Raw genomic sequence first — 22,800 nt, 5'->3', positions numbered from 1 at the left:
GATGGGGCATTAGGATTGCTTCATCATGCAGATCGACTCCGCGCAGTTGGAGACGTTCGCGGCCGTGGTCGACGAAGGTAGCTTCGACGCGGCGGCGCAGCGGTTGCGGGTGACGCCGTCCGCGGTCAGTCAGCGGATCAAGGCGTTGGAGAGCCGCCTCGGCCAGGTGGTGGTGATGCGCGGGAAGCCGGCCCGGCCGACGGTGGCGGGTGCGGCGGTGTTGCGGCTGGCGCGGCAGGTCGCGCTGCTGGAGGGGGAGACGATGGCGGCCGTCCGGGGGACGGTCGACGCGCTGCGGCTACCGGTGGCGGTCAACGCGGACTCGCTGAACAACTGGTTCCTGCCCGCGCTGGTCGAGCTGACCGAGCAGTTCCCGGCCCGGTTCGTGCTGCACAGTGAGGACCAGGAGTACTCCGCCGAGTACCTCCGGAACGGGACGGTCCTCGCCGCGGTGACCGCCGACCCCAAGCCGGTGCAGGGCTGCCGCGTCGTGCCGCTCGGGAAGATGCGCTACCTGCCCGTCGCGAACGCCCGGTACGCCGAGCGCTGGTTCGCCGATCGGCCGCTGCCCGACGCGCTGGCCGAGGCCCCGGTGGTCGTGTTCAACGAGAAAGACCTGCTCCAGCACCGCCTGATCCGCAAGGTGACCCGCCGTCGGCTCGATCCGCCCGTGCACGCCGTCCCGGCAGCCGGTGCGTTTCAGCAGGCGATCATGATCGGCCTCGGGTGGGGCACGATCGAGGAGCAGTTCGCGGTCCCGGCGATCGCCGCCGGCCACCTGGTGGAAGTTGCCGCAGGCAAGTACGTCGACGTACCGCTGTACTGGCAGCACTGGAAGCTGGAGTCCGAGGTGCTCGCCGCGTTGACCGCCGCCGTACTCCGGGCCGCGGCCGCGAGCTTACGAATCTAGTCCCAGCGTAAAGCCATCGGATTGTCCGGCGGGATCAGCCCGCCGGACATCACGACTGCGCTCAGCGGCCGGACGACGTCGTACAGCTCGGTCGTCAGCTCGTCGCCGAGCGTTTTCCAGCCCTGATCAGCCAGGACGTCGGTCGTGTCCTCGACCTGCTGCCGGAGCGCGCGGCCGGCGTCCGTCAACGCGCCCGAGTCGTCCAGCAGGCCACGTGAGCGTAGGTCGTCGGACGCTGCGGCCCACTCGTCGTCCGTCCAGCGGCGGCTGACCTGAAAGACCTGCTTCGACGGCCCGCCGGCCGCCGAGATCGTCACCAGGGCCTGACATGGGCTGAGCCCGGCGTTGACGAGCGCCGCGACATGCCCGTCGCCGCGCGACTCGCGCAGGATCGTGGTCGCCTGCCAGAGCGCGAGATGCGGCTCGCTCGGCCACTCCAGGGCCGCGTTGGCCGCCGCCAGCGGCCGCCCGGCCACCGGAGCCGCCTCAGCTGCCTGCCGGGCGATCTCGGCCGCCCGGCCGAAGGAGGCGGTCCCGAACAGCCGTTGGACGGCGGCGTCCACCGCCGCGAGCCGGGCGTCGAGCAGCGCCGCCGGAGTCGCGAAGCTCCACGCATCCGGCAGCGAACGCGCGACCATCGCCGGGTGGAAGTTGTAGAAGATCGCGGCCACCAGCTCGGCCGGCGCGGCGCCCAGCGGGGCGGCCCGGCAGCCGAAGTAGCTCATCCAGCCGCCTTTGAGGCCGAGCGCGTCCGTCGCCTGCCTGGTCTCCGGCGCGAAGTAGGTGATCGCGTGGAACGGCTCGAGGGTCTTCCACATCCGGCGTGCGCGGTTGTCGGTCACACCAGCGGACGGTACATCACATGTAACCCGACGTACCCGAGCTCGGCGTGGTCGAAAGCTCCGGGCACCGTCCCGACGATCTCGAAGCCGAGCGCCTGCCAGAGATGGACGGCGGGTTCGTTCGCCGCGACGACCGCGTTGAACTGGATCCCGCGGAACCCCTCCCGGCCGGCCCACTCGATCATGTCCGTGCCCAATGCCCGCCCGACGCCGCGTCCGCGCGCGGCCGCCGACACCATGAAACTCGCGCTGGCGACATGCGCCCCGGGCCCGGGCCGGTTCGGGTACATGTTCGCGCTGCCCAGGACGATGCCCTCGGCATCGACCGCCACCGTCGTCCGGGCGGCTGGCGACGGCGTCATCCACAGCCGCTCCGCCTGCTCGGCGGTCAGCTCCGGATCGTAGGTGTAGGTCTGCCGCGCGGTGACGATCTCGTGGAAGAACGGCCAGATGGCCGGCCAGTCGGCGTCGGTCGCGACCCTGATCTGCACAGTCATGATGCGAGAAGCATCACCCGCACCGTGGTCGTTGCCAACCGGATTACTCGGAATCCCTTAGAATCAATGGAGATGACTAACTCCGTGGTCCATGGGTTGCCGCGCTGGAGTCTGGCCGTGCCCCCGCTCGCCTTCGTCGTCCTGGTGCTGTCCTGGGGCCGAGATCTCGGTGCGGTGCTGCTGGTCCTGGTGTGCGCCGGGCTGGGCGCCGCGGTGATCGCCGCCGTCCATCACGCCGAGGTCGTCGCGCACCGCGTCGGTGAGCCGTTCGGCACGCTGATCCTCGCGCTCGCGGTGACGATCATCGAGGTCGCGCTGATCGTCACGCTGATGGCCTCCGGCGGTGACAAGGCGGCGTCCCTGGCCCGGGACACCGTGTTCGCCGCGGTGATGATCACCTGTAACGGCATCCTCGGCCTGGCGCTGGTCGTCGGCTCGATCCGGCACCACGTCCAGGAGTTCCGGGTCCAGGCGTCGAGTGGCGCGCTCGCGGTGATGACCGCGCTGGTGACGCTCAGCCTGGTGCTGCCGACGTTCACCACGAGCGAGTCCGGCCCGCGGTTCAGCCCGGTCCAGCTCGCGTTCGCGGGCGTCGCGTCGCTGGTGATGTACGGCGTGTTCGTGTTCGTCCAGACCGTGCGGCACCGCGACTACTTCCTCCCGGTGAAGCCGGCGGCGACGCCCGAGGAGGAAGAGGAGCAGCACGCGGCCGCTCCGAGTAGCCGAGTCGCGCTGAGCAGCCTCGGTCTGCTGTTCGTCTGCCTGGTGGCCGTCGTCGGCCTGGCCAAGGTGGTCTCGCCCAAGCTGGAGGCCGCCGTCGAGTCGGCCGGTGCCCCGCTGGCCGTCGTCGGTGTCGTCATCGCCCTGCTCGTGCTGCTTCCGGAGACGGTTGCGGCAGTGCGCGCGGCGCTGCGCAACCGCCTCCAGACCAGCGTCAACCTGGCGCTCGGGTCCGCGCTGGCCAGCATCGGCCTGACCATCCCGGCGATCGCGGTGGCCTCGATCTGGTTGACCGGGCCGCTCGTCCTCGGCCTGGACGGCAAGGAGATGGTGCTGTTCGCGCTGACCGTCGTGACCAGCATGATGACGGTCGCGACCGGTAAGGCGACGCTCCTGCAGGGCGCGGTTCACCTGATGGTGTTCAGCGCGTTCCTGTTCCTCGCGGTAAGCCCCTGAGGTAGTCGGCCACCGCGTCCTGGTGGTTGTGCTCGGCCCAGCTGAGCGCGTTCCCGCCGTACGTCCGGTCCTTCTGCTCGGGATCGGCGCCCAGCTCGATCAGCTTCCGGACGGTGTCGAGGTGACCGTTCAGCGCGGCCCGGTGGATCGGCGCCTCGTTCGCGCGGTGGTTCACGTCGAAACCCAACCGCTGCAGGGGCGCCAGCGCCGCCGTCCGGCCGATCTCCGCGGCGCGATGCATCAGGTGCGGGTTCCGCGCGACGGCCCGCGCGGCCAGCTCCGTGCTCACCGCCGGCGTCTCGCCGCGGAACGCCGCCGCGTAGAGCTCGTGGACGTCGTCCAGCGGCGCGGCGCCCCGAGACCGCAGCAGCTCGGCGATCTCGGTATGCCCTTGGACGGCGGCGAATTCGTACGCGCGATGCCCGCAGAAGGCCGGATGTTCAGTCCCTCGCCCCTCCGGATCGATGCCTTGTGCAAGCACCAACTCGACCCGGTGGACCAGCCCGGCGGACGACGCGAACACCAGCTCGTCCTCCAGCAGCTGCTGCGGGGTCGGGTGGGCCGTGGTCATCCGCTCGTGCCACGGTCCGCCGTCCCCACGTCCCAATCCGTACTCGAGCAGAAGCTCCAGATGGACGTCGTCGTACGGCGGCGGCGAGCCCGGGCCGCAGTTGTACATGGTCTGACTGTCGTTCGGGTCCGCGCCGGCGTCCAGGAGCACTCGGGCCAGCTCGACCCGGTCCCGGTGGGGTGGTTGATCGCCTTCGCCACGGCCGAAGACGCCTGTCAGGGCGGTGAACGGTGACGGCATGCCTTGCCACAGATAGCCGGCGTTCGCGTCCGCGCCGTTCGCCAGCAGCAAACGCGCGATCTCGACCTGATTCGGTGCGTCGAGCCGGTTATAGGTGAGGTAGAGCAACGGCTCCCACTGGTACGGGCCGCCTTCTTCGCTTGCATGGTGGAGATTTCGGCGAACGCCGTCGATGTCGCCGGCCACCGCCATCGTGTAAATGTTGCTAGAGGCAACTTCGTCGAGGAGTAACTGCGCGCTCTGCTGCCGGGCCGGATCGTCCTGCCCGTAGTGCAAGGTCGCCAACCGGAGGAACTCGTCCGCGCGCTGGTCGGGTGTGTCCAGGGGTCCGCCGACCGGCTGCCGGTGCGGTGACCGGCTATAGCGGCTGACCAGCTCGAGATGGCGGACGATCCGCGGCCAGCTCGCGAAGCCGTAACTCCGCGCGATCGCCAGCTGGGCATCGGCCAGGCTCCCGACCGGATGGAACTCGTCGGCCAGGGCAACCGCGGCCGGGTCGCCGGCGCGGACCTCGGCCAGCAGGCGCTTGGCCTGCTTGCGGAGATGGTCCAGGTGCGGGTCGTTCGGAAGATTGCGGGTCGGCATCGCCGACCTCCTCTCTACGAGCCTGCTGTCCGCGTCGTCAGGCGAGAAAGGAGGTGTGAAAGACAGTCGCACCAACTCACTGCATCAGGTGGGCTGAGCCCTTCCCGCGGACCGGTGGCGCCCTGAGCGCCTACCGCGACGATAGCCGACTCACGGCTTCTCCATCCACCATTCGACGAATTCGTGCGCCCGGTCCTTGTCCAGCCGGATCACCCACAAATTGCTGAACTCACCCGGCGGCTCGGTCCGGTACGTCGTCCACCCGCGGACGAATCCGACCCCGTCGCCGAACCCGAGCACCTCGTACTCGAACGTCGTCTCCCCCGGCGCGTCGGCGACCTCCAGCCACGCCTCCACGATCGCCGCCCGGCCCAGCACCGGCTCCTCGTCCGGCCGCCGGTACCAGGCCGCGTCCTCGGTCCACAGCGCCCCGATGTCGGCCGGGTCGTTCGACTCCCACGCCGTCCGGTACTTCGTCACCCACCGATCCAGATCCTTCTCCCGCATACCCGCATCCTGCCCCCGCCGACGAGACCCACGTCACCCATACATCTACTTGAACACGTTCAAATCCTGTCCGACACTGAATTGAACGTGTTCAACTAGGTGAGGACGGATGATGGTCTTTCTGACGGTGACGACGTACCTGTGTTACCTGGCGATCGCGATCCCGCTGACGATCTGGGTCGCCCGGACGCTCAGCCGGAACGGGCGGATCTTCCTGGTGGATGTCTTCCACGGGAACGAGGACTTCGCCGACGCGGTGAACCGGCTGCTGGTGGTCGGCTTCTACCTGCTCAACCTCGGCTTCGTCATGCTGTTCCTGCGGATCGAGCAGCCGGTGATGAGCACGAACGCCGTCTTCGAGGCGCTGAGCGTGAAGCTGGGGATCGTGATGCTCGTGCTGGGGGTCGTGCACCTCAGTAACGTCTGGGTCTTCAACTCGATCCGCCGCCGCAGCCGGGAGGACCGGCTGGGGACGCCGCCGGTCGCGCCGAACGCCGTACTGCGCCCGCAGACCGAGCCGCCGAACAACTACGGCTACTGATCCGATGCGCGAGCTGACGGTGTTGTACGACGCGGAGTGTGGTCTGTGCCGCCGGTTCCGGAGTTGGCTGGCGGTGCAGGCGCCGGGGCGCAGCGGGCCGGACGGGGTGGTGCGAATGCGGTTCGTCGCGGCGGGGTCGGCGTACGCGCGGAGGCTCTATCCCCAGCTCAACCACGAGGCGACGCTGCGCGACGTCACCGTGGTCGCGGACGACGGCTCGGTCTACATCGGTGACCGGGCCTGGATCATCTGTCTGTGGGCTACGCGTGACCACCGGCAGACGGCAATTCGGCTGACCCGGCCGGGGATGCAGCCGGTGGTGCGGGCGATGGTGCTCGCGGCGGCCGGCCTACGGCACTTCACTGTCGACCGGCCCGGGGGTGACTACGCTGACGGATGTGACGGACAGTGCGACCACCAAAGGTGAGCAGACCCGGGAGCTGATCCTGTCGACTGCGCTGCGGCTGTTTCGCGAGCAGGGGTACGCGAAGACGACGATGCGGGCGATCGCGACCGAGGCGGGGGTCTCGGTCGGCAACGCGTACTACTACTACAGCTCCAAAGACCACCTCATGCAGGCGTACTACGACCACCTGCAGGAGCAGCACCGGGATGCGGTCGAAACGATCCTGGCCGGCGACAAGTCGTTCGTCGTCCGGCTGACTGGTGTCCTGCACACCTGGCTGGACGTCGCGGCGCCGTACCACGAGTTCGCCGGGACGTTCTTCAAGACGGCGGCGGATCCGAAGAGTCCGTTGTCGCCGTTCAGCACCGAGTCGCAGCCCGCCCGGGAGGCAAGTGTCGAGATCTTCCGCCGCCTGGTCGCGGGCTCGGATCTCAAACTCACGCCGGAGCTGGCGAAGGAGTTACCGGAGTTGTTGTGGCTGCTGCAGATGGGCGTAGTGCTGTTCTGGGTGCACGATGACAGCGACGACCTGCGGCGTACGAAGACCCTGATCGACCGATCCGTCCCCTTGGTCGATCGCCTCCTGCGGCTGACCCGGATCCCCGGCGTCCGCGGCGTCGTCAACGACCTCGTCGGCCTGATCCGCGCGATCAAACCCTGACCTACTCGCCCGTCCGCCCGTCGATCCGCTCCCGCAACAGGTCGGCATGACCGTTGTGGCGTGCGTACTCCTCGATCAGGTGGATGTACAGGTACCGCAGGCTGTAATCGCCCTCCCGGCGCGGACGCCGGAACGTGGCATCCAGCTCGTACTGCGCCGCCAGCTCGTCCGAGACGCGGATGATCGCCCGGTAGTCGTCCAGATCCTTGTCTGCCGCCTCAGCCGTCACCAGATCGAAGTCCCCGTCGGGGTGTTCGTCCGTCCAGAAGACCGGCTGGACGGCGTGGCCGGCGAGGCAGGTCTGGAACCAGTAGCGCTCGACTTCCGTGAGATGGCGCACCAGGCCGAGCAAGGACATCGTCGACGGGTCGACGCTGCGCAGGGTGAGCTGCTCCGCGCTCAGATCGGCCAGTTTGAGCAGCATTGTGTGGCGGTGGAAGTCGAGAAAGCCCTGGAGCAGCTCGCGTTCGGACGCCGCGGTGGGCGGGTCGATTCGGGTCATGGAGCGGAATCTAGTCGAGGTGGTCCCGGTGGTGCCGTACACTGATGGTGACGGCCCGCCCAGTTCTGCCTCGGGCCGGGAGCACTCTGTGACAGAGGTGCTTGCAGTCGGACCACCACGCGCCGCGGCCGATGACGCCGCGCCGGGCAGGACGACCCCCACGATTTTTGGAGTACCTATGGCGGCCCGCCGCCCTTCTACGCAAGCTTCCACCACGCCCACGTCCACCTCTCGTCCGCGTCGCCGGCGTCCCGCCGCGAAGAAGCCGGCCGGTAATGTTGCTCAGAGCAACGGTGCGGTCACGGCCGAGTACGATTCCGTCGTCCCGCTGGACATTCCGGACGACCTGACCTTCGCCGACCTCGGCGTCCCGGCCGCGCTGGCCGGCGCGCTCGCCGCGACCGGCGTCACCAAGCCCTTCCCGATCCAGGCGGCCACGCTGCCGGATTCCCTGGCCGGTAAGGATGTTCTCGGCCGCGGCCGGACGGGCTCGGGTAAGACCTACGCGTTCGTGCTGCCGGTGCTGGCCCGGCTGGCGACCAGCGGCCGCCCGCGCCGGCCGAAGCAGCCGCGCGCGCTGATCCTGGCGCCGACGCGTGAGCTGGCGACCCAGATCCAGGCGTCGATCACGCCGCTCACCGACGCGCTCGACCTGCGCACGATGACGATCTTCGGCGGCGTCGGTCACGGCCCGCAGACCGCCGGCCTGCGCAAGGGCGTCGACATCGTCGTCGCCTGCCCCGGCCGCCTGGAGGACCACCTCAAGGCCGGCAACCTGAAGCTCGACGCGGTGGAGATCACCGTGCTCGACGAGGCCGACCACATGGCCGACCTGGGCTTCCTGCCCGCCGTCCGCCGGATCCTGGAGGCGACTCCGACCGACGCGCAGCGGCTGCTGTTCTCCGCCACGCTGGACGCCGGTGTCGACGTCCTCGTGCAGCGCTTCATGACCAAGCCCGTCACGCACAGCGTCGACTCGGCGCAGTCGCCGGTCGCGAAGATGACGCACCACGTGCTGCACGTGCAGTCCGACAGCCGGTTGCCCGTGCTGGTCGACCTGACCGCGGCCCCCGGCCGTTCGCTGGTCTTCACGCGGACGAAGTACGGCGCGAAGGCGCTCACCAAGAAGCTGATCGCGCAGGGCGTGCCGGCCGTCGAGCTGCACGGCAACCTGTCCCAGGGCGCCCGCACGCGGAACCTGGAGGCCTTCGCGGCCGGCACGGCGAAGACGCTGGTCGCGACCGATATCGCCGCCCGCGGGATCCACGTCGACGACGTCACACTCGTCATCCACGCCGACCCGCCCGTCGAGCACAAGGCCTACCTGCACCGCTCCGGCCGCACGGCCCGCGCCGGTGCCGAGGGCACGGTCATCACGCTGATGACCGACGACCAGGTCCGCGACGTCCGGGATCTCACCCGCAAGGCCGGGATCAAGCCGACGACCACCAAGCTGACCGCCGGCGACCCGCTCCTCACTCAGCTCGCCCCCGGCGAGCGCACCTACGTCGCGCCCACTCCCAAGCCGGCCCAGTCCGAGACCCCGGCCCGGACGCCGAGGCGCGGCCGGGGCGGCCGCGGTCGCACCGTCGCGGCGTCGACCACCCAGCCCCCGCGCGCAGGCGGCCAGTCGAGCGGCCCCCGCTCGACCACATCGGAGCAGCCCGCCCGAGCCCGCTCCCGCGGCAGGCGGCGCGGCCCCCGCAAGCAAGCAGCCTGACCCAACCCATCAGCCCCTTCGTACAGCTCCATGTACGAAGGGGCTGTTGCGTTCAGTCCGGTTGAGACTTACGGGCTCGATGAGCGCGGACTCGGCCCCGGGTCGCGCAGGCGGGGTTCGGGCACCAGCGTCGGCGTCCGGTCGGGTCGCTGAAGACGCCACGACAGTCGGCCTCGGAGCAGGCGTACAAGCTCTCGCGCTCCGGGCCAGTCAGCTGAACGGCCGCCTGATAAGCAATCCGCCGAAGGGCGTCGTCCACGCTCGCCGGCCGGCTTCGAGTAAGCCGCTCCGCCGCGCCTAGCTCGACCGCCTCCGGAGCCGCGACGTACTGCGCCAGCGCTTCGACCTGTCCTGCGGTCGCGGGCGTGCCGTCGACCGTGGCGAGGGCGAGCGGCCGGAGTACCTCGCGCAACTCCCAGACCGACGACAGATCAGCCGCCGTCACACCACGCACCGGCATCAGCTCGACGCGCTCAAGCCACTCCACCAGCCGCTCCACCGAGTCCAGCCGCTCAACCGGGTGCGCGCCGAAATGCGTCCCGCGCGTCGCCAGCAGGTTCAACCACGTAGCCCCCAGGTCGAACCGAAACTCCCGTCGATCACCCATCTGGACATCGTAACGCCCCACCCATTACGTTGGTAACGCCTCAACCGTTACAAGGAGACCTGATGGACGCTCACGAGCTTCTCGATCACCTGCAGGACCCGGCGCAGCAGGCGGCGACCTTCGAGCCGCTCGAAGCGCTCGCGCCGGGATTCCCGGCCTGGATCGTCGACTCGCTGTTCGGTGGCACCTACCAGCGCGCCGGCCTGGCCCTGCGGGATCGCCAGCTGCTCAACCTCGCCGCGCTCACCGCGCTCGGCGGCGTCGAGCCGCAGTTGGCCGGTCATGTCCGCACGAGCCGCCGGATCGGCATGAGCCGGACCGAGATCGCCGAGACGTTCGTCCATCTCGCGCCGTACGTCGGGCTGCCGAAGGCGCTCGCCGGGCTGCGGCTGGCGACGGCTGTCTTCGCTGAGGAGGACGCGTGATTCGGACGGTTTTGGGGGATGTTGAGTGGCTTGGGGTTACGGATGCGCATGACCATCTGTTCTTCAGGTCGGCGCGGTTGGTGGGGGAGGAGTTGGACGACGCGGCGGCGGCGCTGGCTGAGGTGGTTGACTTCAAGGCGCTTGGTGGTGACGCGATTGTGCAGTGGACGCCGTATGGGTTGGGGCGGCGGGTCGAGGCGTTGGTGGAGATTTCGCGGCGGACCGGGGTTTCGTTGGTCGCGGCAACTGGTCTGCATCGTGCTGAGCATTACCCGGCGGGTTCGGTGTGGCCGAAGCTGGCGGAGACGTTCCATGCCGAGCTGACCGTTGGCATCGGCAACAGTGCGGCGCGGGCCGGGTTGATCAAGGTGGCCGGCGGGTTCCACGGCCTGGATGCGCATGCGCGGTTCGTCCTGGCGGCGGCCGCGGAGGCGCAGCTTGCGACCGGCGCACCGATCGCGGTTCACCACGAGCTGGGCTCCGCCGCGGACGACGTCCTCGAACTGCTCACGAGCCTCGGCGTACCGCCGGCGAGCGTGCTGCTCGGGCATCTCAACCGGTTCCCGGACCGGCGAGCGCACCTCGACCTCGCGAGCCGAGGGGCTTGGCTGGCGTTCGACGGGCCGTCGCGGGCCAACCACGCGACCGACCCGTGGCTGTTCGACTGCCTTGGCGCGCTGATCGACGCCGGGTACGCCGATCGGCTGCTGCTCGGCGGGGACACGACGACCGCGCGCGCCCGGGGCGTGACCGGGGAAGGGCCGGGGATGCGGTACCTGCTGACCCGGCTCCGGCCGCGGATCACGCGCGAGTTCGGCGCGGACGCCGCCGCCGCGATCTTCCGCGACAACCCGGCGCGCGCGTTTCGGTGGGCCGATCGCGGTACGGTTCCGGCATGAGTGTCGTCGCACAGGTCTTCGTCGTCGTCGCCGGTCTGTTCCATGTCGCGATCTTCGTCATGGAGAGCCTGCTGTTCCGCAAGCCGAGCACGTACCAGCGCTTCCTGGTCAAGGACGACGCCGAGGCGGCCGTCGCGAAGCCGTGGGCGTTCAACCAGGGCTTCTACAACCTGTTCCTCGCGGCCGGCGCGCTCGGCGGGCTGCTCGCGGGCGGTGACAAGGGCCACGCGATCGCGTTGTTCAGCTGCGCGTGTATGGCCGGCGCCGGTCTGGTGCTGGTCGCCTCCGACCGCCGGATGGTCCAGGCCGCGGCGACCCAGGCGCTGCCGCCGCTGGCCGCGATCGTGCTGGCCGCCGTCCTGTAGTTGACTTCAACCGCGCTTTAAGTCCGAAGGTGTTCGGCATGACTACGACAGCCGAACCCCGAGCGGATCAGCGCACCGGAGTGCTCGCGCCGCAGTACCGGGCGCTGACGATCGGCATGATCGCGCTGATCACGCTCGTCGCGTTCGAGAACCTGGCCGTGACGACCGCGATGCCGACGGTCGCGGTCGCGCTCGACGGGTTGTACCTGTACGCGCTCGCGTTCGGCGGCGCGCTCGCCTCCGGCGTGGTCGGGATGGTCGTCTCCGGCACCTGGAGCGACCTGCGCGGGCCGACCCGGCCGCTCTGGCACGGGACGGCGTGGTTCCTCGGCGGGCTGGTCGTGGCCGGGCTCGCGCCGTCCATGGAGGTGCTGGTCGCCGGGCGGATCATCCAGGGCTTCGGCTCCGGCCTGCTCACCGTGGCCCTGTACGTCGTCGTCGGACAGCTCTACCCCGCCGAGCTCCGCCCGCGGATCTTCGCCGGGTTCGCGGCCGGCTGGGCGATTCCCGCTCTGGTCGGCCCCGCGGTCGCCGGGCTGATCGTCGAGCACACCAACTGGCGGATCGTCTTCCTCGCCGTCCCGCTGCTCGCGATCCCGGCCGCGTTCGTGATGCGACCCGGGCTGGCCCGCGGCGACGCGTACGAAGTCCGCGCCGGGCGGCTCTGGGACAAGCGCGCTCTCTGGGCGTCGGCGGCCGCTGTGGGCGTCGGCGTCCTGCACTTCGGCGGCCAGCAGCACGGCGTCCTCCAAGTCGTCCTGTTGCTGATCGGCCTGGCCGGCATCGCCGGGTTCGCACCGAAGCTGTTGCCACGCGGGACTTTCACCGTACGCCGAGGCCTGCCGGCCGTGATCGCATTGCGCGGACTCGTCGCGGCGGCCGGGTTCGGCGCCGAGGTCTTCCTGCCGCTGATGCTGACCCGCGAACGCGGCCTCTCGCCGGCGGTCGCCGGTCTGGTGCTGACGATCAGCGGGCTGAGCTGGGTGCTCGCCTCCTGGTGGCGCGGCCGGCCGAACCACCGGATCGGCGCCTCCGGCTTCCTGCAGATCGGCATGATCGCGCTGGTGCTCGGCATCGGCATCGCCGTCCTCACCCTCAGCCCGCAGGTCCCGGTCGCGATCGGCATCCTCGGCTGGGGCCTGGCCGGCTTCGGCATGGGCACCGTCTTCCCGACCTTGTCCGTCCTCGTCCTGGAGTACTCCGAGCGTTCCCAGCAAGGCGCCAACAGCTCCGCACTACAGCTCAGCGATTCGTTGTCCACAGCAACAGTTCTCGCGATCGGCGGTTCGCTCTTCGCCGCCATCGAGCCGCACTCCCCGGTCACGGCCTACCTGGTCGCCTTCGGCGTCCCGGCCGTCCTGGCGCTGATCGGCGTCCAGGTAGCCCGCCGGACGGCGCTCACCTGAGGCCATTCGAATCGCCTCGAACAGCTTCTGCCCGGCGAACCCGGCTGGAACGGTTTCCCCAACTCACTCGACGAAGGGACACCCGATGAGCCACCTCACCCGCCGCGCGGTGCTCGGCATCGCCGCTGCCGCCCCACTCGCCGCCGCGCTCCCCGCGCAGGCGGCGACCAGATACCCACTCGACAACTGGGCCTCGATCATTCAGAACTTTCCAGTTGGCTACTGGAACCACGGTTCGTACGCGCAAGTGGGGGTCGAGACGCTCGGGCCCCGCAGCTGCCGGGCGATGTTCCGGGTGCCGATCGCCGGGCTGGCCGGCAAGACGATCACCGCGGCCGCGTTCACGATCAAGCTGCTCGCGTCGACGAGCAAGCACCCGTACCCGGTCGACCTCTACGGCCTCCGCGATCTGGATCCCGCGGAGCCGGTCAGCTGGGCGAACTCGAGTGACGCGAACACCTGGCTCAGGCATCTCGACACCTTGTCGGCGACGTCCGAAACCACCCCGCCGCAGCCGGTTCTCCGCTTCGCGGCGGACGCCGTCCGGCAGCAGATCCAGGCCGCGGCGACCGCGCGGTCGCCGTACATCTCGTTCGGTCTCCGCGCCCCCGACGAGTGGAACAGGTACCACTGCAAGTACTTCGATCCCGCCTCCACCGCGCTCGACGTCAGCATCGCCTGAGGCTGGGTGTTTCGAGGCGTTTCGAATAGCTGTTGCTCACCTTCGGCGGGTGTCACGGTGTGCGCACCTCACGATCAAAGGGAGTTCTCATGACTCAGTTGTCACGGCGTTCGATGCTCGGTATTGCGGCCGCTGCGGCGGTGGCGCCTTTGGCGGTTGCGCTCCCGGCGCGGGCGACGACGTTCTTTGCGGCGGATGCTTGGACGCAGGTGGCCAGTCAGTGGCCGCGGACGTCGTACTGGGGTAACACGGCGCTGCTGGTCGGCCGTGAGTACGGCGGGAGCGGTGTCTGGCGGTCGTTCGTGCGGGTGCCGGTCGCGGGGCTGGCCGGTGCGACGATCACCTCGGCGTCCTTCACGATTCAGCTCACCTATACACCGACGCATGCTGCGCAGCCGGTGGAGCTGTTCGCGGTTCGGGAGCTCAGCCCGTCGATGACCTGGGAGAACGCCGCCGACGCGCAGACCTGGCTTCGGCCGCTCGGGACCGCCTATGGGGCCGCGCGTACCGCGCCGACGGTGCTGCGGTTCGGCGGTGTGGCGGCGCGGACGTCGGCCATCGACGGTCCGGTGCACGAGGCGATCCAGGCCGCGGCCGACGCGGGAGCGCAGTACCTGCACTTCGGCCTGCGCGCTCCCGACGAGAACAACCAGAACCAGTGGAAGAAGTTCGCCGGAGCCTCGGCGGGCCTGGAGGTCACGACCGCCTGAGCGCCGGGTCTCACCCCCGGGTCTGGACGGCGATCGCGCGGACGGCGGCGCGGAGTCGATCGGGGGTGAGGCCGGCGTAGCCGAGGACCAAGCCGGGGGTCGCCGGGCCGGTGTGGGAGTAGCGGGAGAGCGCGACGACGCGGATGTCGTGGTCGGCGAGGCGGGTGGTCAGGGCACGGTCGTCGGTGCCCGGCGGGAGCTGGAGGACGACGTGCAGGCCCGCCGCGATGCCGATCGGGCGCCAGCTGGGGAGGTCGCGGGCGAGGGCTTCGAGGAGCGCGTCGCGGCGGTCGCGGTAGAGCAGCCTGGTCCGGCGGAGGTGTCGGTCGTAGCCGCCTGACGACAGGAAACGCGTCAGGGCGGCCTGTTCGAGCGAGCCGCAGCCGCGGTCGTCCAGGCGTTTGCGGCGGACCAGCTCGGTCAGCATCCGGGCGGGCGGGACCATCCAGCCGAGCCGCAGCGCCGGAGCCAGCGTCTTGCTGAGGGTCCCCAGATAGGCGACGTGATCGGGGTCCATCGACTGCAGCGCTCCGACCGGCGCGCGGTCGTAGCGGTACTCGGCGTCGTAGTCGTCCTCGATCACCAAGCTGTCCGTGCTCCGCGCCCACTGCAGCAGCGCGCGTCGGCGGTCCGGGCTCAGGCTCACGCCGAGCGGGTACTGATGCGCGGGGGTGATCAGCACCGCGCGGCAAGAGCTGCGGGCCAGGACGTCGACCCGGATGCCCTCGTCGTCCACCGGGATCGGCCGACCGGTCAGCCCGCGGTTGGCGAACAGCTCGTACTGCTCCTGGCTCCCCGGGTCCTCCAGCCCGATCTCACGGTGCCCCTCCGCGTGCAGCGCACCCGCGAGCAGGCCGAGCGCGTCGAACGTGCCGTGGGTAACCACCAGGTCGGTCGGCTCCGCGACGACCGCGCGGACGCGGCCGAGGTAACCGGCCAGCTCAGCGCGCAACGGGAGCAGACCGGCCGGATCGGGGTAGCCGAGCTCTACGTCGTCCAGATCGGCCAGGCCCTTCCGGAGCGCGGCCAGCCACGCACTGCGCGGGAACGCGGCCAGCGACGGCAGCCCGGGGCCCAGCCCGTACCGCCAGCTCCGGGCCGGGCCGGTCTCAGCCTGGACGGCGGCCTCGGCGACGCTGTCGGCCACCTTCGTGCCCGAGCCGTGCCGGGAGACGACGTACCCCTCGGCGCCCAGCTGGCGGTAGACGGCGACCGCCGTCCCGCGGGCGATGCCGAACTGCCCGGCCAGGTCGCGGCTCGACGGGAGCCGCTCGCCCGCGCGCAGCCGGCCGGAGCGGATCGCCTCGCGCAGGCGGCGCTCCAGCTCACGACCGGGCTGCCGCCCGGGTTCGCCGTCCGGGAGCAGTACCTCGCGCAAAGTGGTCCAAGTATCTGTCATCAAGGTGGATCTTACCCCTGTACCACTTCGCGCACAGACTACTCGGGAGAACTTCTTCCCGAAAGGTGCTTCCATGCTCAGTCGCCGCTGGCGCGAACTGACCGGCGGGCTGCCGGCCGCCTTCTGGTCACTGTGGACGATCACGCTGGTCGGCAACATCGCGTCGTTCGTCCTGATCTTCCTGACCTTCTACCTGCGCGAGGAACGCGGGACCAGCCCGGCCGAGATCGGCGTCATCCTGGCCATCTCCGGCGCGGGCAGTATCGTCGGCGGGCTGGCCGGCGGCGCCCTCGCGGACCGCTGGAGCCGGCGCGGTACCGCGCTGTCCGGATACTTGCTCACGGCAATCGCCCTGGTCGGCGCCGCCGTCAGCACGACCCTGCCCGCGATCGCCGCGGCGATGGCCCTGTTCGGCGTCGGGATGTCGTTCGCCGGGACGGCGGTCAGCGCGATGATCACCGACGTCGTCCCGCCGGCCGACCGGCCGCGCGCGTACAGCATCAACTACTGGGCGATCAACGTCGGGACGTCGATCGCGGCGCTGGCCGCGCCGCTCGCGATGCGCTCCGGTTTCGCCACGATCTTCATCCTGGACACGATCGGCGTCGTCCTGCTGGCGGCGATCCTGTGGTACTTCGTCCCGAACACCACGCCGGAGCCGGCGACGGCCGAGCAGCAGGGCCCGAGCCGCGGCGCGATCCGGACGATCCTTGCCGACGGCCCCTTTCTGACCTTCGTGCTGCTCTTCATCGGTTTCCAGCTGATCTTCAAGCAGAGCAACGCCGGGCTGCCGCTGGCCGTCCAGCACGACGGTCTGGACGCCGCCGATTACGGCCGGATCTACGCGGTCAACACGCTGCTCATCGTGGTCGGCCAGCTCTTCCTCCCGCGGCTGATCCGGGACCGCTCGTACTCGAAGGTGCTGGCGCTCGGCGCGCTGCTGGTCGGCGTCGGCTTCGGGCTGACCGGTGCGGCCGACACGGTCTGGTTCTACGCGCTGACGGTCGCCATCTGGACCTGCGGCGAGATGGCGTACTTCGCCGTCCTCGACAGTACGGTCGGGACCATGGCACCCGCCGCGCTGCGCGGTCGGTACTTCGGCTTCTTCGGCGCAACGAGCCAGGCCTCCAGGCTGGCGGCGCCACTGCTGGCCGGCTACCTGCTGCAGCACCACGGCCAGAGCCTGTGGGTGCTCTGCTTCGTCCTCGGCGTTGCGACCAGCGTGGGCTATCTGGTCACGGCCAAGGCCCGGGACCGGCGGACCGAGGCGATTCTCACGGCCCGTTGACCCTTCAACGGACCGGCGGCTACGGTTCGAGGGACAACCTGCGATATCCGGGGGAAGCCGGTGAAAATCCGGCACGGCCGCGCCACTGTGAGCGAGCTTGCTCGTGAGTCAGGATGCCCGGATATCAGCAGCCTTTCGAAGGGGACGCGCACTTCCCCAGGAGGTTCTGATGGCAGCTCCTGCCCAGTCGGTCGCCGTACCGGCCATCTCACCCCGGTTGCTCGTTCTCTCGGCCGTCAGCGTCGCCCTGATGCTGCTGCTCGCGTACCTGGTCGGCTTCGACCAGGGCGCGGTGTCGCAGTCCGGCATGTTCCTGCATGAGCTGATGCACGACGGCCGGCACCTCCTCGGCGTCCCCTGCCACTGATCAGATGCGCACCTTCGGATCACTCCTGGTGCGCGGCCTGATCGTCGGACTCTTCGCCGGCCTGCTGGCCGGAACCTTCGCGTACGTCACCGGTGAGCCACACGTGGACGCCGCGATCGCGATCGAAGAGGCGGCATCGGGCGGGCACACCCATGACCATGGCGACGAGCACGCGACGCCCGCCGCCGAAGAAGAAGAGCCGCTGGTCAGCCGGACCGGCCAGAAGGCGGGTCTCTTCCTGGCCACCAGCCTGTACGGCGTCGCCCTCGGCGGGATCTTCGCCGTCGGCTTCACGCTGCTGCGGCGCAAGCTGCGGACGCCGAACGACGGGTACGCCGCGCTCGGCCTGGCCGCGGCCGGGTTCGTCGGCATCGTGCTGGTGCCGTTCCTCAAGTACCCGCCGAACCCGCCGGCGGTCGGCGATCCCGAGACGATCACGCGGCGGACGCTCACCTACCTGCTGACGATCGTGCTCGGCCTGCTCGCGGTCTGGGCCGGGGTCGCGCTGTCGCGCTGGGCGGCCCGGTACGGCGAGATCGCGCGGCTGGGCGGGTTCGTCGCGGGGCTGCTCGTGACGGTCGTGGCGGCGTACCTGATCCTGCCGCGGATCAACGAGGTTCCGGACGCGTTCCCCGCTACGCTGCTGTGGCAGTTCCGGTTCGCCTCGCTCGGTACGCAGGCGACGCTGTGGCTCCTGCTCGGATTCGGGTACGCGGCCGCGGTGGCCCGCCGGCCATCCGAACAGAAGGTGAATGCTTGAGCTCGTTGACGCTGGTCGCCCACGCACTGACCCCCGCGCTGCGCGGCCTCGTCCTCGGTGGCGCCCCGGACCCGGACCCGGCGAGCCTGGCGGCGGCCCACGAGCTCAAGCTCGACGCCGACGCCACCTACGCCGGTCCCGAGCCGGCCGCTATCGCCACCGCGGAGGCCCTCGGCCTGTCGCCGATCGTCGACCCGGCCCTCCGCGACCGCGAGTACGGCGACTGGTCGGGACGCCCCCTCGAAGAACTCCTGGCGGCCGACCCGACCCGCGTAGCCGCCTGGCTCGACCGCCCCCACACCGCCACCCCCAACGGCGAGACCGAGAACGACGTCCTGGCCCGAGCAGCCCACTGGCTAGCCGACATCACCACCACTGACCGGGAGCGGATTGTGGCGGTTGTGCACCCGTCGGTGTTCCGGGCGATCGTTCTGTATGTGCTCGATGCTCCGGCGGAGTCGTTGCGGCATGTGGATGTCCGGCCCTTGGCAACGGTGAACCTGTCCCACCACACTGGCAGCTGGTCCCTGGCCTTCCACTGACGGAGTGCGGATGAGCGAGCTCGCCGAGCGGTTCCGTGCCAACCACGCACGCCTGCTCGCGGCTCGCGACCGCCTGCAGGCCGCGGTGGCCACGGGGACGGCGACCGCAGCCGACCGCAAACGCCTCGACACCGTGGCCGAGCTGCTCACGCCGGTCAAGGGCACCGCGATCGATGCCGACGGCAAGGTTGTCGAGGTCCGGCGGCCCCGCCAGTTCCTGGAGATCGACCCCGAGGGACAAGGCCGGGCGGTCGAGGTGCTCGGCGATCTCGACCGGGCGCGGAACGTCGCCGTCCTCGTCCCCGGGATGGGCAACAGCCTGGACACCTTCCGCGGCCAGTCCGACCGCGCCGACCTGATCCGGCAGGAGGCGGGCCCGGGGACGGTCACGATCGCCTGGCTCGACTACGAATCACCCCAGGGCCTCGCCGCAGCCGCGAGCAAACAGGCCGCGCTGGACGGCGGCCCGCGGCTCGCCGCCTTCCTGACCGAGCTCGACGACCTGACCGACGCGACCACGACGCTCGTCGGCCACTCCTACGGCTCGGACGTCGTCGGTCAGGCCCTCCTGCACGGCGCCCGCGCCGACCGCGTCGTCCTGACCGGCTCGCCCGGCATCACGAAGTACGTCGACGAGGCCGCGGACTTCGTCCAGCCCCCGACCCGCCTGTACGTCGAACGCGCGCCCGGCGACTACGTCTCGTACTCCGAATGGCACGGCCCCGACCCGGCCACCTTCCCGGACGCGATCCGGATGGCGACGAACAGCGACGAATCCGTCTCCGTGCATTGGCACAACGAGTACTACCGCGTGAACAGCGAGGCGCTGCGCAACATCGGCCGCGTCGTCCGCGGTGACCTGACGTCGATCACCACCACCGACACCACCCGCGCCCAAGAGACGAAGCTGGCCTGGGGGACGGTACTCAACCGAGCCGCCGGCGTCGCGGCCAAGGTGTACGGCGGCCTCGCGCCACCCACCCAGGCGGCCAGACCGCCCACCGACGCATCCGCCACTCGCACCGCGGGCGCCCGCCCCGGCGGAGCCCACCGACCACGAACCACCGAAGGACCCCGGCGATGACCACACCCCGCGACACCCTGCGCGACGAGCTACTCGCCGTCGCGGCCGCTGTCGTACCGGATCAGCAGCCCGTCGTCACGCACGACCCCGGCCCGATCAACCCCGGCGTCCTCTTCGACGGCCGCGGCGCCGCCACCATCGCCCGGATCACCGTCGAGACCGGCAACCCCGCCGCGCCTGACCCGGCCGCCTCCGTCCGCGCCGCGGCCGAGGCCTTCCGCGCCCGCGGTTGGACCGTCACCGTGGCTCCCGCGGAAGACGGCCACTACCGCGCGACAGCGACCCGCGACGGCCTGGACGTCGCCGTCCACGCCTGGACGACGGACTGGCGGATCACGCTCACCGGCGAGGCGCCGGTCAGCTAGTCGCAGCCCGCTCGGCCGCGCTCCGCAGGACGCAGAACTCGTTCCCCTCCGGATCGAGCATGACCACCCAGCCCGTCCCGTCCGGGTTCCGCAGGTCGTTCGCGACGGTCGCCCCGAGCGTCTGCAACCACTCGACCTCGGCATCCCGCGGCCCATCCGGCTCCAGACACAGATGCACCCGGTTCTTCACCGACTTCACGTCGTCGTTCTGCTCGAACAACAACGTCATCCCGTCGGTCACCACCTCCGCCGCCGGGTCGCCAGGGTGGTCGTAGTCCGGCCGCGGCGCCCGCAGCACCTGCAACCAGAACCCGGCCAACTCGTACGGATCATGGGTATCGAACGTCACCGTCCGCACGCGAGAAGTCATTTGCCGAACACCACGCAATCGTCGGGTAAATCAGTCTGACAGGGCGTGAATCCAACCGCGACCGCCTTTTCGACCAGCTCCTCCGGCCGCCAGCGGTGCACCTGCACATCCATCGGCAGCCCGCCGTACCCCGACGTCAGGTGCGTCGACCCCTCCCCAAGATGAAACCCCAGCAACAACACCCCACCCGGCGCCAGCACCCGATAGAACTCACCCAACGCCACCGACACCAACTCCCGCGGCAAGTGAATGATCGACCACCAACTCACCACACCCCCGAAGAACTCATCGGGAAACTCGAGCGCGGTCATCGACCCCACCCGAAAATCGAGCGCGGGATGATCGCGCCGAGCGACCGCCAGCATCCCAGGCGACAAGTCGAGCCCAACCACACCAGAACCTGACTGCCCACCGCGCTCGGCAAGCAGCGCAGTCGTCCGCCCCGGCCCACACCCGGCATCCAGCACCGCCCGCCCCGCCGCGCCCCCTACAACCAGCTCAAAAGCCGCAACCTCCCACTCCGGCCCCTCCACCACCAACTCCGCATACGACGTCGCCACCGTGTCGTACGAAGCCCGAATCCGCGCCAACTCCTCTGTCATACGCGCGACCCTAAGCACCCCCACCGACAAACTCGGACCCCCGAGTTCACACTGTGTGGACGGCGACGCCGGTTGGGGGTGGTTAGGCCTTGCCGAGGGGTTGGCGTTGTTTGCCGAGGTTTTGGATCTCGATTTCCATGGTGTCGCCGGGGGACAGGTAGGGGAAGCGGCCGGAGAGGGCTACGCCTTGGGGGGTGCCGGTGTTCACGATGTCGCCGGGGCTGAGGACCATGTAGTGGGAGAGGTCGCGGATCAGGGTGGCGACGGGGAAGATCATGTCGCGGGTGTTGGAGTCCTGGCGGATCTCGCCGTTCACCCAGGACTTGAGGTCGAGGTTGGTGGGGTCGACCTGGTCGGCGGGGACGAGGGCCGGGCCGAGCGGGTTGAAGGTCTCGCAGCACTTGCCCTTGGACCACTGGCCGCCGGAGACGTCGAGCTGGAAGGCGCGCTCGGAGACGTCGTTCGAGACGGTGTAGCCGGCGATACAGGCGAGGGCTTCCTCGTCGGTCTCCAGGTAGCGGGCGGGCTTGCCGATGACGACGGCGAGCTCGACCTCCCAGTCGGTCTTCGTGGAACCGCGCGGGACGAGGACCTCGTCGTTCGGGCCGACGACGGTGTTCGGGTGCTTGAAGAAGACGATCGGCTGCTTCGGCGGCTCGGCACCGGACTCCGCGGCGTGGGCCGCGTAGTTCTGGCCGATGCAGACCACGGCGCCCGGGCGGGCGATCGGCGCGCCGATGCGGAGGCCGTCGGTGTCGGCCGCGGTGAGCTCACCGGCGTCCAGGGCGGCGCGGGTGCGGGCGATGCCGTCGGCGGCGAGGAAGCCGCCGTCGAGGTCGGCGGTCAGCGGGCTCAGGTCGTAGACGACGCCGTCGGCGGCGCGCACGTACGGGCGCTCCTCGCCGACCGCGCCGAGGCGCAGCAGTTCCACAGATGTCTCCTGATTCGGACGGAAGAAATCACTCTTGGTCGAACATCGGTCGCAGCCGCTCCCGGGACGCCTCGATATGCGCCCGCATCGCCGCTGCCGCCTCCACCGGGTCGCCCTTGCGGACGGCGGCCACGACGTTCTTGTGCTCGCGCAGCGCCTTGGTCGCGATCCCACCGCCGTAGTACAAGCGGAACAGATGCAGATGGCAGTGCGTCCGGGCGAAGGACAGCCGGGCCGTCTCGTTACCGGACAGCTCCAGCACCAGATCGTGGAAGCGCTGGTCGTGCGCCGCCATCGCCCGGTAGCTCTCGTACGCCGGCCGGTCGGGGACGTCGGTGTAGCTGAGCATCTCGTCCTTCAGCCGGACCAGATCGTCGGCCGCCGCCCGCTCGGCGGCCCGACCGGCCGCCCACGGCTCGATGTGCAGCCGGAACTCGAACAGGTCCTCGAACTCGGGCCGGCTCAGCCGCGACGACACCCGGTAACCGCGCAGCGGCTCCTTGATCACCAGGCCGTCGGACTCCAGCCGGGCCAGCGACTCCCGGATCGGGGTCTGCGAGATGCCGAGCTCACGGGTCAGGGCGTCGATGTTCAGCCGGGTGCCCGGCTCGACGACGCTGTCCATGATCAGGCCCTTGACGGTCTCGTAGACGTCGTCGCTCAGCACCTGCCGCTGCGGCAGGCGAGTCAACTGCCCCGCGAGACCCACATGCGCATCAGTCACAGTGCACTCCTCCCGAACCCTATTCTGCCCGACTCGTCATCGTTACCTCGACGAGTCTTGACGGCTCCAGTGTGAGGCGGCAGCATCAGCTTCGCAATATCCTATAGGATCTGGAG

General features: G+C 70.1%; 29 protein-coding genes and 1 riboswitch. Of the genes, 18 read left to right on the top strand and 11 right to left on the bottom strand.

Going from position 1 to position 22,800, the window contains the following annotated elements; genetic code table 11:
• Positions 1 to 25: 25 nt before the first annotated feature.
• On the top strand, positions 26 to 910 hold the full coding sequence (locus ACZ6ZD_RS07755) for a LysR family transcriptional regulator ArgP (protein ID WP_465669464.1): 885 nt from the start codon (positions 26 to 28) through the stop codon (positions 908 to 910).
• On the opposite strand, the gene ACZ6ZD_RS07750 is transcribed toward ACZ6ZD_RS07755, so the two are convergent.
• Both ACZ6ZD_RS07750 and ACZ6ZD_RS07745 read right to left on the bottom strand, forming a co-directional pair.
• Positions 907 to 1,752: an SCO6745 family protein gene (locus ACZ6ZD_RS07750; RefSeq protein WP_465669462.1), complete on the bottom strand. Its 846-nt coding sequence runs from the start codon at positions 1,750 to 1,752 to the stop codon at positions 907 to 909. The two genes, ACZ6ZD_RS07755 and ACZ6ZD_RS07750, sit on opposite strands and share 4 nt — an antisense overlap.
• Entirely contained in the window at positions 1,749 to 2,249 is a 501-nt protein-coding gene (locus tag ACZ6ZD_RS07745; RefSeq protein ID WP_465669460.1) for a GNAT family N-acetyltransferase, read from the bottom strand. The genes ACZ6ZD_RS07750 and ACZ6ZD_RS07745 overlap by 4 nt, the downstream gene beginning before the upstream one ends.
• 72 nt (positions 2,250 to 2,321) lie before the next feature.
• On the opposite strand from ACZ6ZD_RS07745, the gene ACZ6ZD_RS07740 reads away from it, so the two are divergent.
• Positions 2,322 to 3,425 carry a calcium:cation antiporter gene (locus ACZ6ZD_RS07740; protein ID WP_465669458.1) on the top strand — a complete coding sequence of 368 codons (1,104 nt, stop codon included), beginning with the start codon at positions 2,322 to 2,324 and terminating at the stop codon, positions 3,423 to 3,425.
• Here ACZ6ZD_RS07740 and ACZ6ZD_RS07735 read toward each other — a convergent pair.
• Positions 3,391 to 4,821 (bottom strand): ankyrin repeat domain-containing protein, encoded by a 1,431-nt coding sequence (locus ACZ6ZD_RS07735; protein WP_465669456.1) that lies wholly within the window; start codon positions 4,819 to 4,821, stop codon positions 3,391 to 3,393. The genes ACZ6ZD_RS07740 and ACZ6ZD_RS07735 overlap by 35 nt on opposite strands.
• Positions 4,822 to 4,971: 150 nt before the next feature.
• Entirely contained in the window at positions 4,972 to 5,328 is a 357-nt protein-coding gene (locus tag ACZ6ZD_RS07730; protein WP_465669454.1) for a YybH family protein, read from the bottom strand.
• Positions 5,329 to 5,437: 109 nt separating this feature from the next.
• Between ACZ6ZD_RS07730 and ACZ6ZD_RS07725 the strand changes: the two genes are divergently transcribed.
• The 3 genes from ACZ6ZD_RS07725 to ACZ6ZD_RS07715 are packed head-to-tail and all read left to right on the top strand — an operon-like array spanning position 5,438 to position 6,936.
• Positions 5,438 to 5,869, top strand: coding sequence for a hypothetical protein (locus tag ACZ6ZD_RS07725; RefSeq protein WP_465669452.1), 432 nt, complete (start codon positions 5,438 to 5,440; stop codon positions 5,867 to 5,869).
• A 4-nt stretch (positions 5,870 to 5,873) separates the two neighbouring features.
• Complete coding sequence (locus tag ACZ6ZD_RS07720; protein WP_465669450.1) at positions 5,874 to 6,296, top strand: DCC1-like thiol-disulfide oxidoreductase family protein; 423 nt, start codon at positions 5,874 to 5,876, stop codon at positions 6,294 to 6,296.
• Positions 6,268 to 6,936, top strand: a complete 669-nt coding sequence (locus ACZ6ZD_RS07715) for a TetR family transcriptional regulator (RefSeq protein WP_465669448.1) — start codon at positions 6,268 to 6,270, stop codon at positions 6,934 to 6,936. The genes ACZ6ZD_RS07720 and ACZ6ZD_RS07715 overlap by 29 nt, the downstream gene beginning before the upstream one ends.
• A 1-nt stretch (position 6,937) precedes the next feature.
• Here the strand turns inward: ACZ6ZD_RS07715 and ACZ6ZD_RS07710 are convergent, their stop codons facing one another.
• Positions 6,938 to 7,438, bottom strand: coding sequence for a DinB family protein (locus tag ACZ6ZD_RS07710; protein ID WP_465669446.1), 501 nt, complete (start codon positions 7,436 to 7,438; stop codon positions 6,938 to 6,940).
• Between the two features lie 178 nt (positions 7,439 to 7,616).
• On the opposite strand from ACZ6ZD_RS07710, the gene ACZ6ZD_RS07705 reads away from it, so the two are divergent.
• Positions 7,617 to 9,158, top strand: a complete 1,542-nt coding sequence (locus ACZ6ZD_RS07705; protein WP_465669444.1) for a DEAD/DEAH box helicase — start codon at positions 7,617 to 7,619, stop codon at positions 9,156 to 9,158.
• 52 nt (positions 9,159 to 9,210) lie between these two features.
• On the opposite strand, the gene ACZ6ZD_RS07700 is transcribed toward ACZ6ZD_RS07705, so the two are convergent.
• The gene (locus ACZ6ZD_RS07700; protein ID WP_465669442.1) at positions 9,211 to 9,765 is read right to left on the bottom strand and encodes a CGNR zinc finger domain-containing protein; all 555 of its coding nucleotides are present in this window, start codon (positions 9,763 to 9,765) and stop codon (positions 9,211 to 9,213) included.
• 62 nt (positions 9,766 to 9,827) lie between these two features.
• On the opposite strand from ACZ6ZD_RS07700, the gene ACZ6ZD_RS07695 reads away from it, so the two are divergent.
• The 6 genes from ACZ6ZD_RS07695 (at position 9,828) to ACZ6ZD_RS07670 (ending at position 14,252) form a co-directional block, all read left to right on the top strand.
• A complete protein-coding gene (locus ACZ6ZD_RS07695; protein WP_465669440.1) occupies positions 9,828 to 10,190 on the top strand; it encodes a carboxymuconolactone decarboxylase family protein in 363 nt (120 codons plus the stop codon).
• Positions 10,187 to 11,089 (top strand): phosphotriesterase family protein, encoded by a 903-nt coding sequence (locus tag ACZ6ZD_RS07690; RefSeq protein ID WP_465669438.1) that lies wholly within the window; start codon positions 10,187 to 10,189, stop codon positions 11,087 to 11,089. Before ACZ6ZD_RS07695 ends, ACZ6ZD_RS07690 begins: the two co-directional genes overlap by 4 nt.
• Positions 11,086 to 11,454: a DUF1304 domain-containing protein gene (locus ACZ6ZD_RS07685; protein ID WP_465669436.1), complete on the top strand. Its 369-nt coding sequence runs from the start codon at positions 11,086 to 11,088 to the stop codon at positions 11,452 to 11,454. The genes ACZ6ZD_RS07690 and ACZ6ZD_RS07685 overlap by 4 nt, the downstream gene beginning before the upstream one ends.
• A 38-nt stretch (positions 11,455 to 11,492) precedes the next feature.
• On the top strand, positions 11,493 to 12,860 hold the full coding sequence (locus ACZ6ZD_RS07680) for an MFS transporter (RefSeq protein WP_465669434.1): 1,368 nt from the start codon (positions 11,493 to 11,495) through the stop codon (positions 12,858 to 12,860).
• Positions 12,861 to 12,945: 85 nt separating this feature from the next.
• Positions 12,946 to 13,542: a hypothetical protein gene (locus ACZ6ZD_RS07675; protein ID WP_465669432.1), complete on the top strand. Its 597-nt coding sequence runs from the start codon at positions 12,946 to 12,948 to the stop codon at positions 13,540 to 13,542.
• Between the two features lie 89 nt (positions 13,543 to 13,631).
• Positions 13,632 to 14,252, top strand: coding sequence for a DNRLRE domain-containing protein (locus ACZ6ZD_RS07670; RefSeq protein ID WP_465669430.1), 621 nt, complete (start codon positions 13,632 to 13,634; stop codon positions 14,250 to 14,252).
• 10 nt (positions 14,253 to 14,262) lie between these two features.
• Here ACZ6ZD_RS07670 and pdxR read toward each other — a convergent pair whose 3' ends face one another.
• Positions 14,263 to 15,651 (bottom strand): MocR-like pyridoxine biosynthesis transcription factor PdxR, encoded by a 1,389-nt coding sequence (gene pdxR, locus ACZ6ZD_RS07665; protein WP_465669428.1) that lies wholly within the window; start codon positions 15,649 to 15,651, stop codon positions 14,263 to 14,265.
• Positions 15,652 to 15,724: 73 nt separating this feature from the next.
• On the opposite strand from pdxR, the gene ACZ6ZD_RS07660 reads away from it, so the two are divergent.
• From ACZ6ZD_RS07660 to ACZ6ZD_RS07635, 6 genes are all read left to right on the top strand, one after another.
• A complete protein-coding gene (locus ACZ6ZD_RS07660) occupies positions 15,725 to 16,939 on the top strand; it encodes an MDR family MFS transporter (RefSeq protein WP_465669426.1) in 1,215 nt (404 codons plus the stop codon).
• A gap of 50 nt (positions 16,940 to 16,989) precedes the next feature.
• Positions 16,990 to 17,058: riboswitch (cobalamin riboswitch) on the top strand.
• Positions 17,059 to 17,108: 50 nt separating this feature from the next.
• Positions 17,109 to 17,306, top strand: a complete 198-nt coding sequence (locus ACZ6ZD_RS07655; RefSeq protein WP_465669424.1) for a CbtB domain-containing protein — start codon at positions 17,109 to 17,111, stop codon at positions 17,304 to 17,306.
• A 4-nt stretch (positions 17,307 to 17,310) separates the two neighbouring features.
• Positions 17,311 to 18,066: a CbtA family protein gene (locus ACZ6ZD_RS07650; protein WP_465669422.1), complete on the top strand. Its 756-nt coding sequence runs from the start codon at positions 17,311 to 17,313 to the stop codon at positions 18,064 to 18,066.
• A complete protein-coding gene (locus tag ACZ6ZD_RS07645) occupies positions 18,063 to 18,608 on the top strand; it encodes a histidine phosphatase family protein (protein WP_465669420.1) in 546 nt (181 codons plus the stop codon). Before ACZ6ZD_RS07650 ends, ACZ6ZD_RS07645 begins: the two co-directional genes overlap by 4 nt.
• A 10-nt stretch (positions 18,609 to 18,618) precedes the next feature.
• Positions 18,619 to 19,692: an alpha/beta hydrolase gene (locus ACZ6ZD_RS07640; protein WP_465669418.1), complete on the top strand. Its 1,074-nt coding sequence runs from the start codon at positions 18,619 to 18,621 to the stop codon at positions 19,690 to 19,692.
• Positions 19,689 to 20,057, top strand: coding sequence for a hypothetical protein (locus ACZ6ZD_RS07635; RefSeq protein WP_465669416.1), 369 nt, complete (start codon positions 19,689 to 19,691; stop codon positions 20,055 to 20,057). The genes ACZ6ZD_RS07640 and ACZ6ZD_RS07635 overlap by 4 nt, the downstream gene beginning before the upstream one ends.
• Here the strand turns inward: ACZ6ZD_RS07635 and ACZ6ZD_RS07630 are convergent.
• From ACZ6ZD_RS07630 to ACZ6ZD_RS07615, 4 genes are all read right to left on the bottom strand, one after another.
• On the bottom strand, positions 20,050 to 20,427 hold the full coding sequence (locus tag ACZ6ZD_RS07630; RefSeq protein WP_465669414.1) for a VOC family protein: 378 nt from the start codon (positions 20,425 to 20,427) through the stop codon (positions 20,050 to 20,052). The two genes, ACZ6ZD_RS07635 and ACZ6ZD_RS07630, sit on opposite strands and share 8 nt — an antisense overlap.
• The gene (locus tag ACZ6ZD_RS07625) at positions 20,424 to 21,029 is read right to left on the bottom strand and encodes a class I SAM-dependent methyltransferase (RefSeq protein WP_465669412.1); all 606 of its coding nucleotides are present in this window, start codon (positions 21,027 to 21,029) and stop codon (positions 20,424 to 20,426) included. Before ACZ6ZD_RS07625 ends, ACZ6ZD_RS07630 begins: the two co-directional genes overlap by 4 nt.
• An 82-nt stretch (positions 21,030 to 21,111) precedes the next feature.
• Entirely contained in the window at positions 21,112 to 21,960 is an 849-nt protein-coding gene (locus ACZ6ZD_RS07620; protein WP_465669410.1) for a fumarylacetoacetate hydrolase family protein, read from the bottom strand.
• 28 nt (positions 21,961 to 21,988) lie between these two features.
• Entirely contained in the window at positions 21,989 to 22,684 is a 696-nt protein-coding gene (locus ACZ6ZD_RS07615; protein ID WP_171674134.1) for an FCD domain-containing protein, read from the bottom strand.
• Positions 22,685 to 22,800 lie beyond the last annotated feature (116 nt).

It is taken from the genome of Kribbella sp. NPDC104218, from assembly GCF_055584105.1.
The sequence above is the reverse complement of the archived record's forward strand: the minus strand, read 5'-3'. Positions and strand labels throughout refer to the sequence as shown.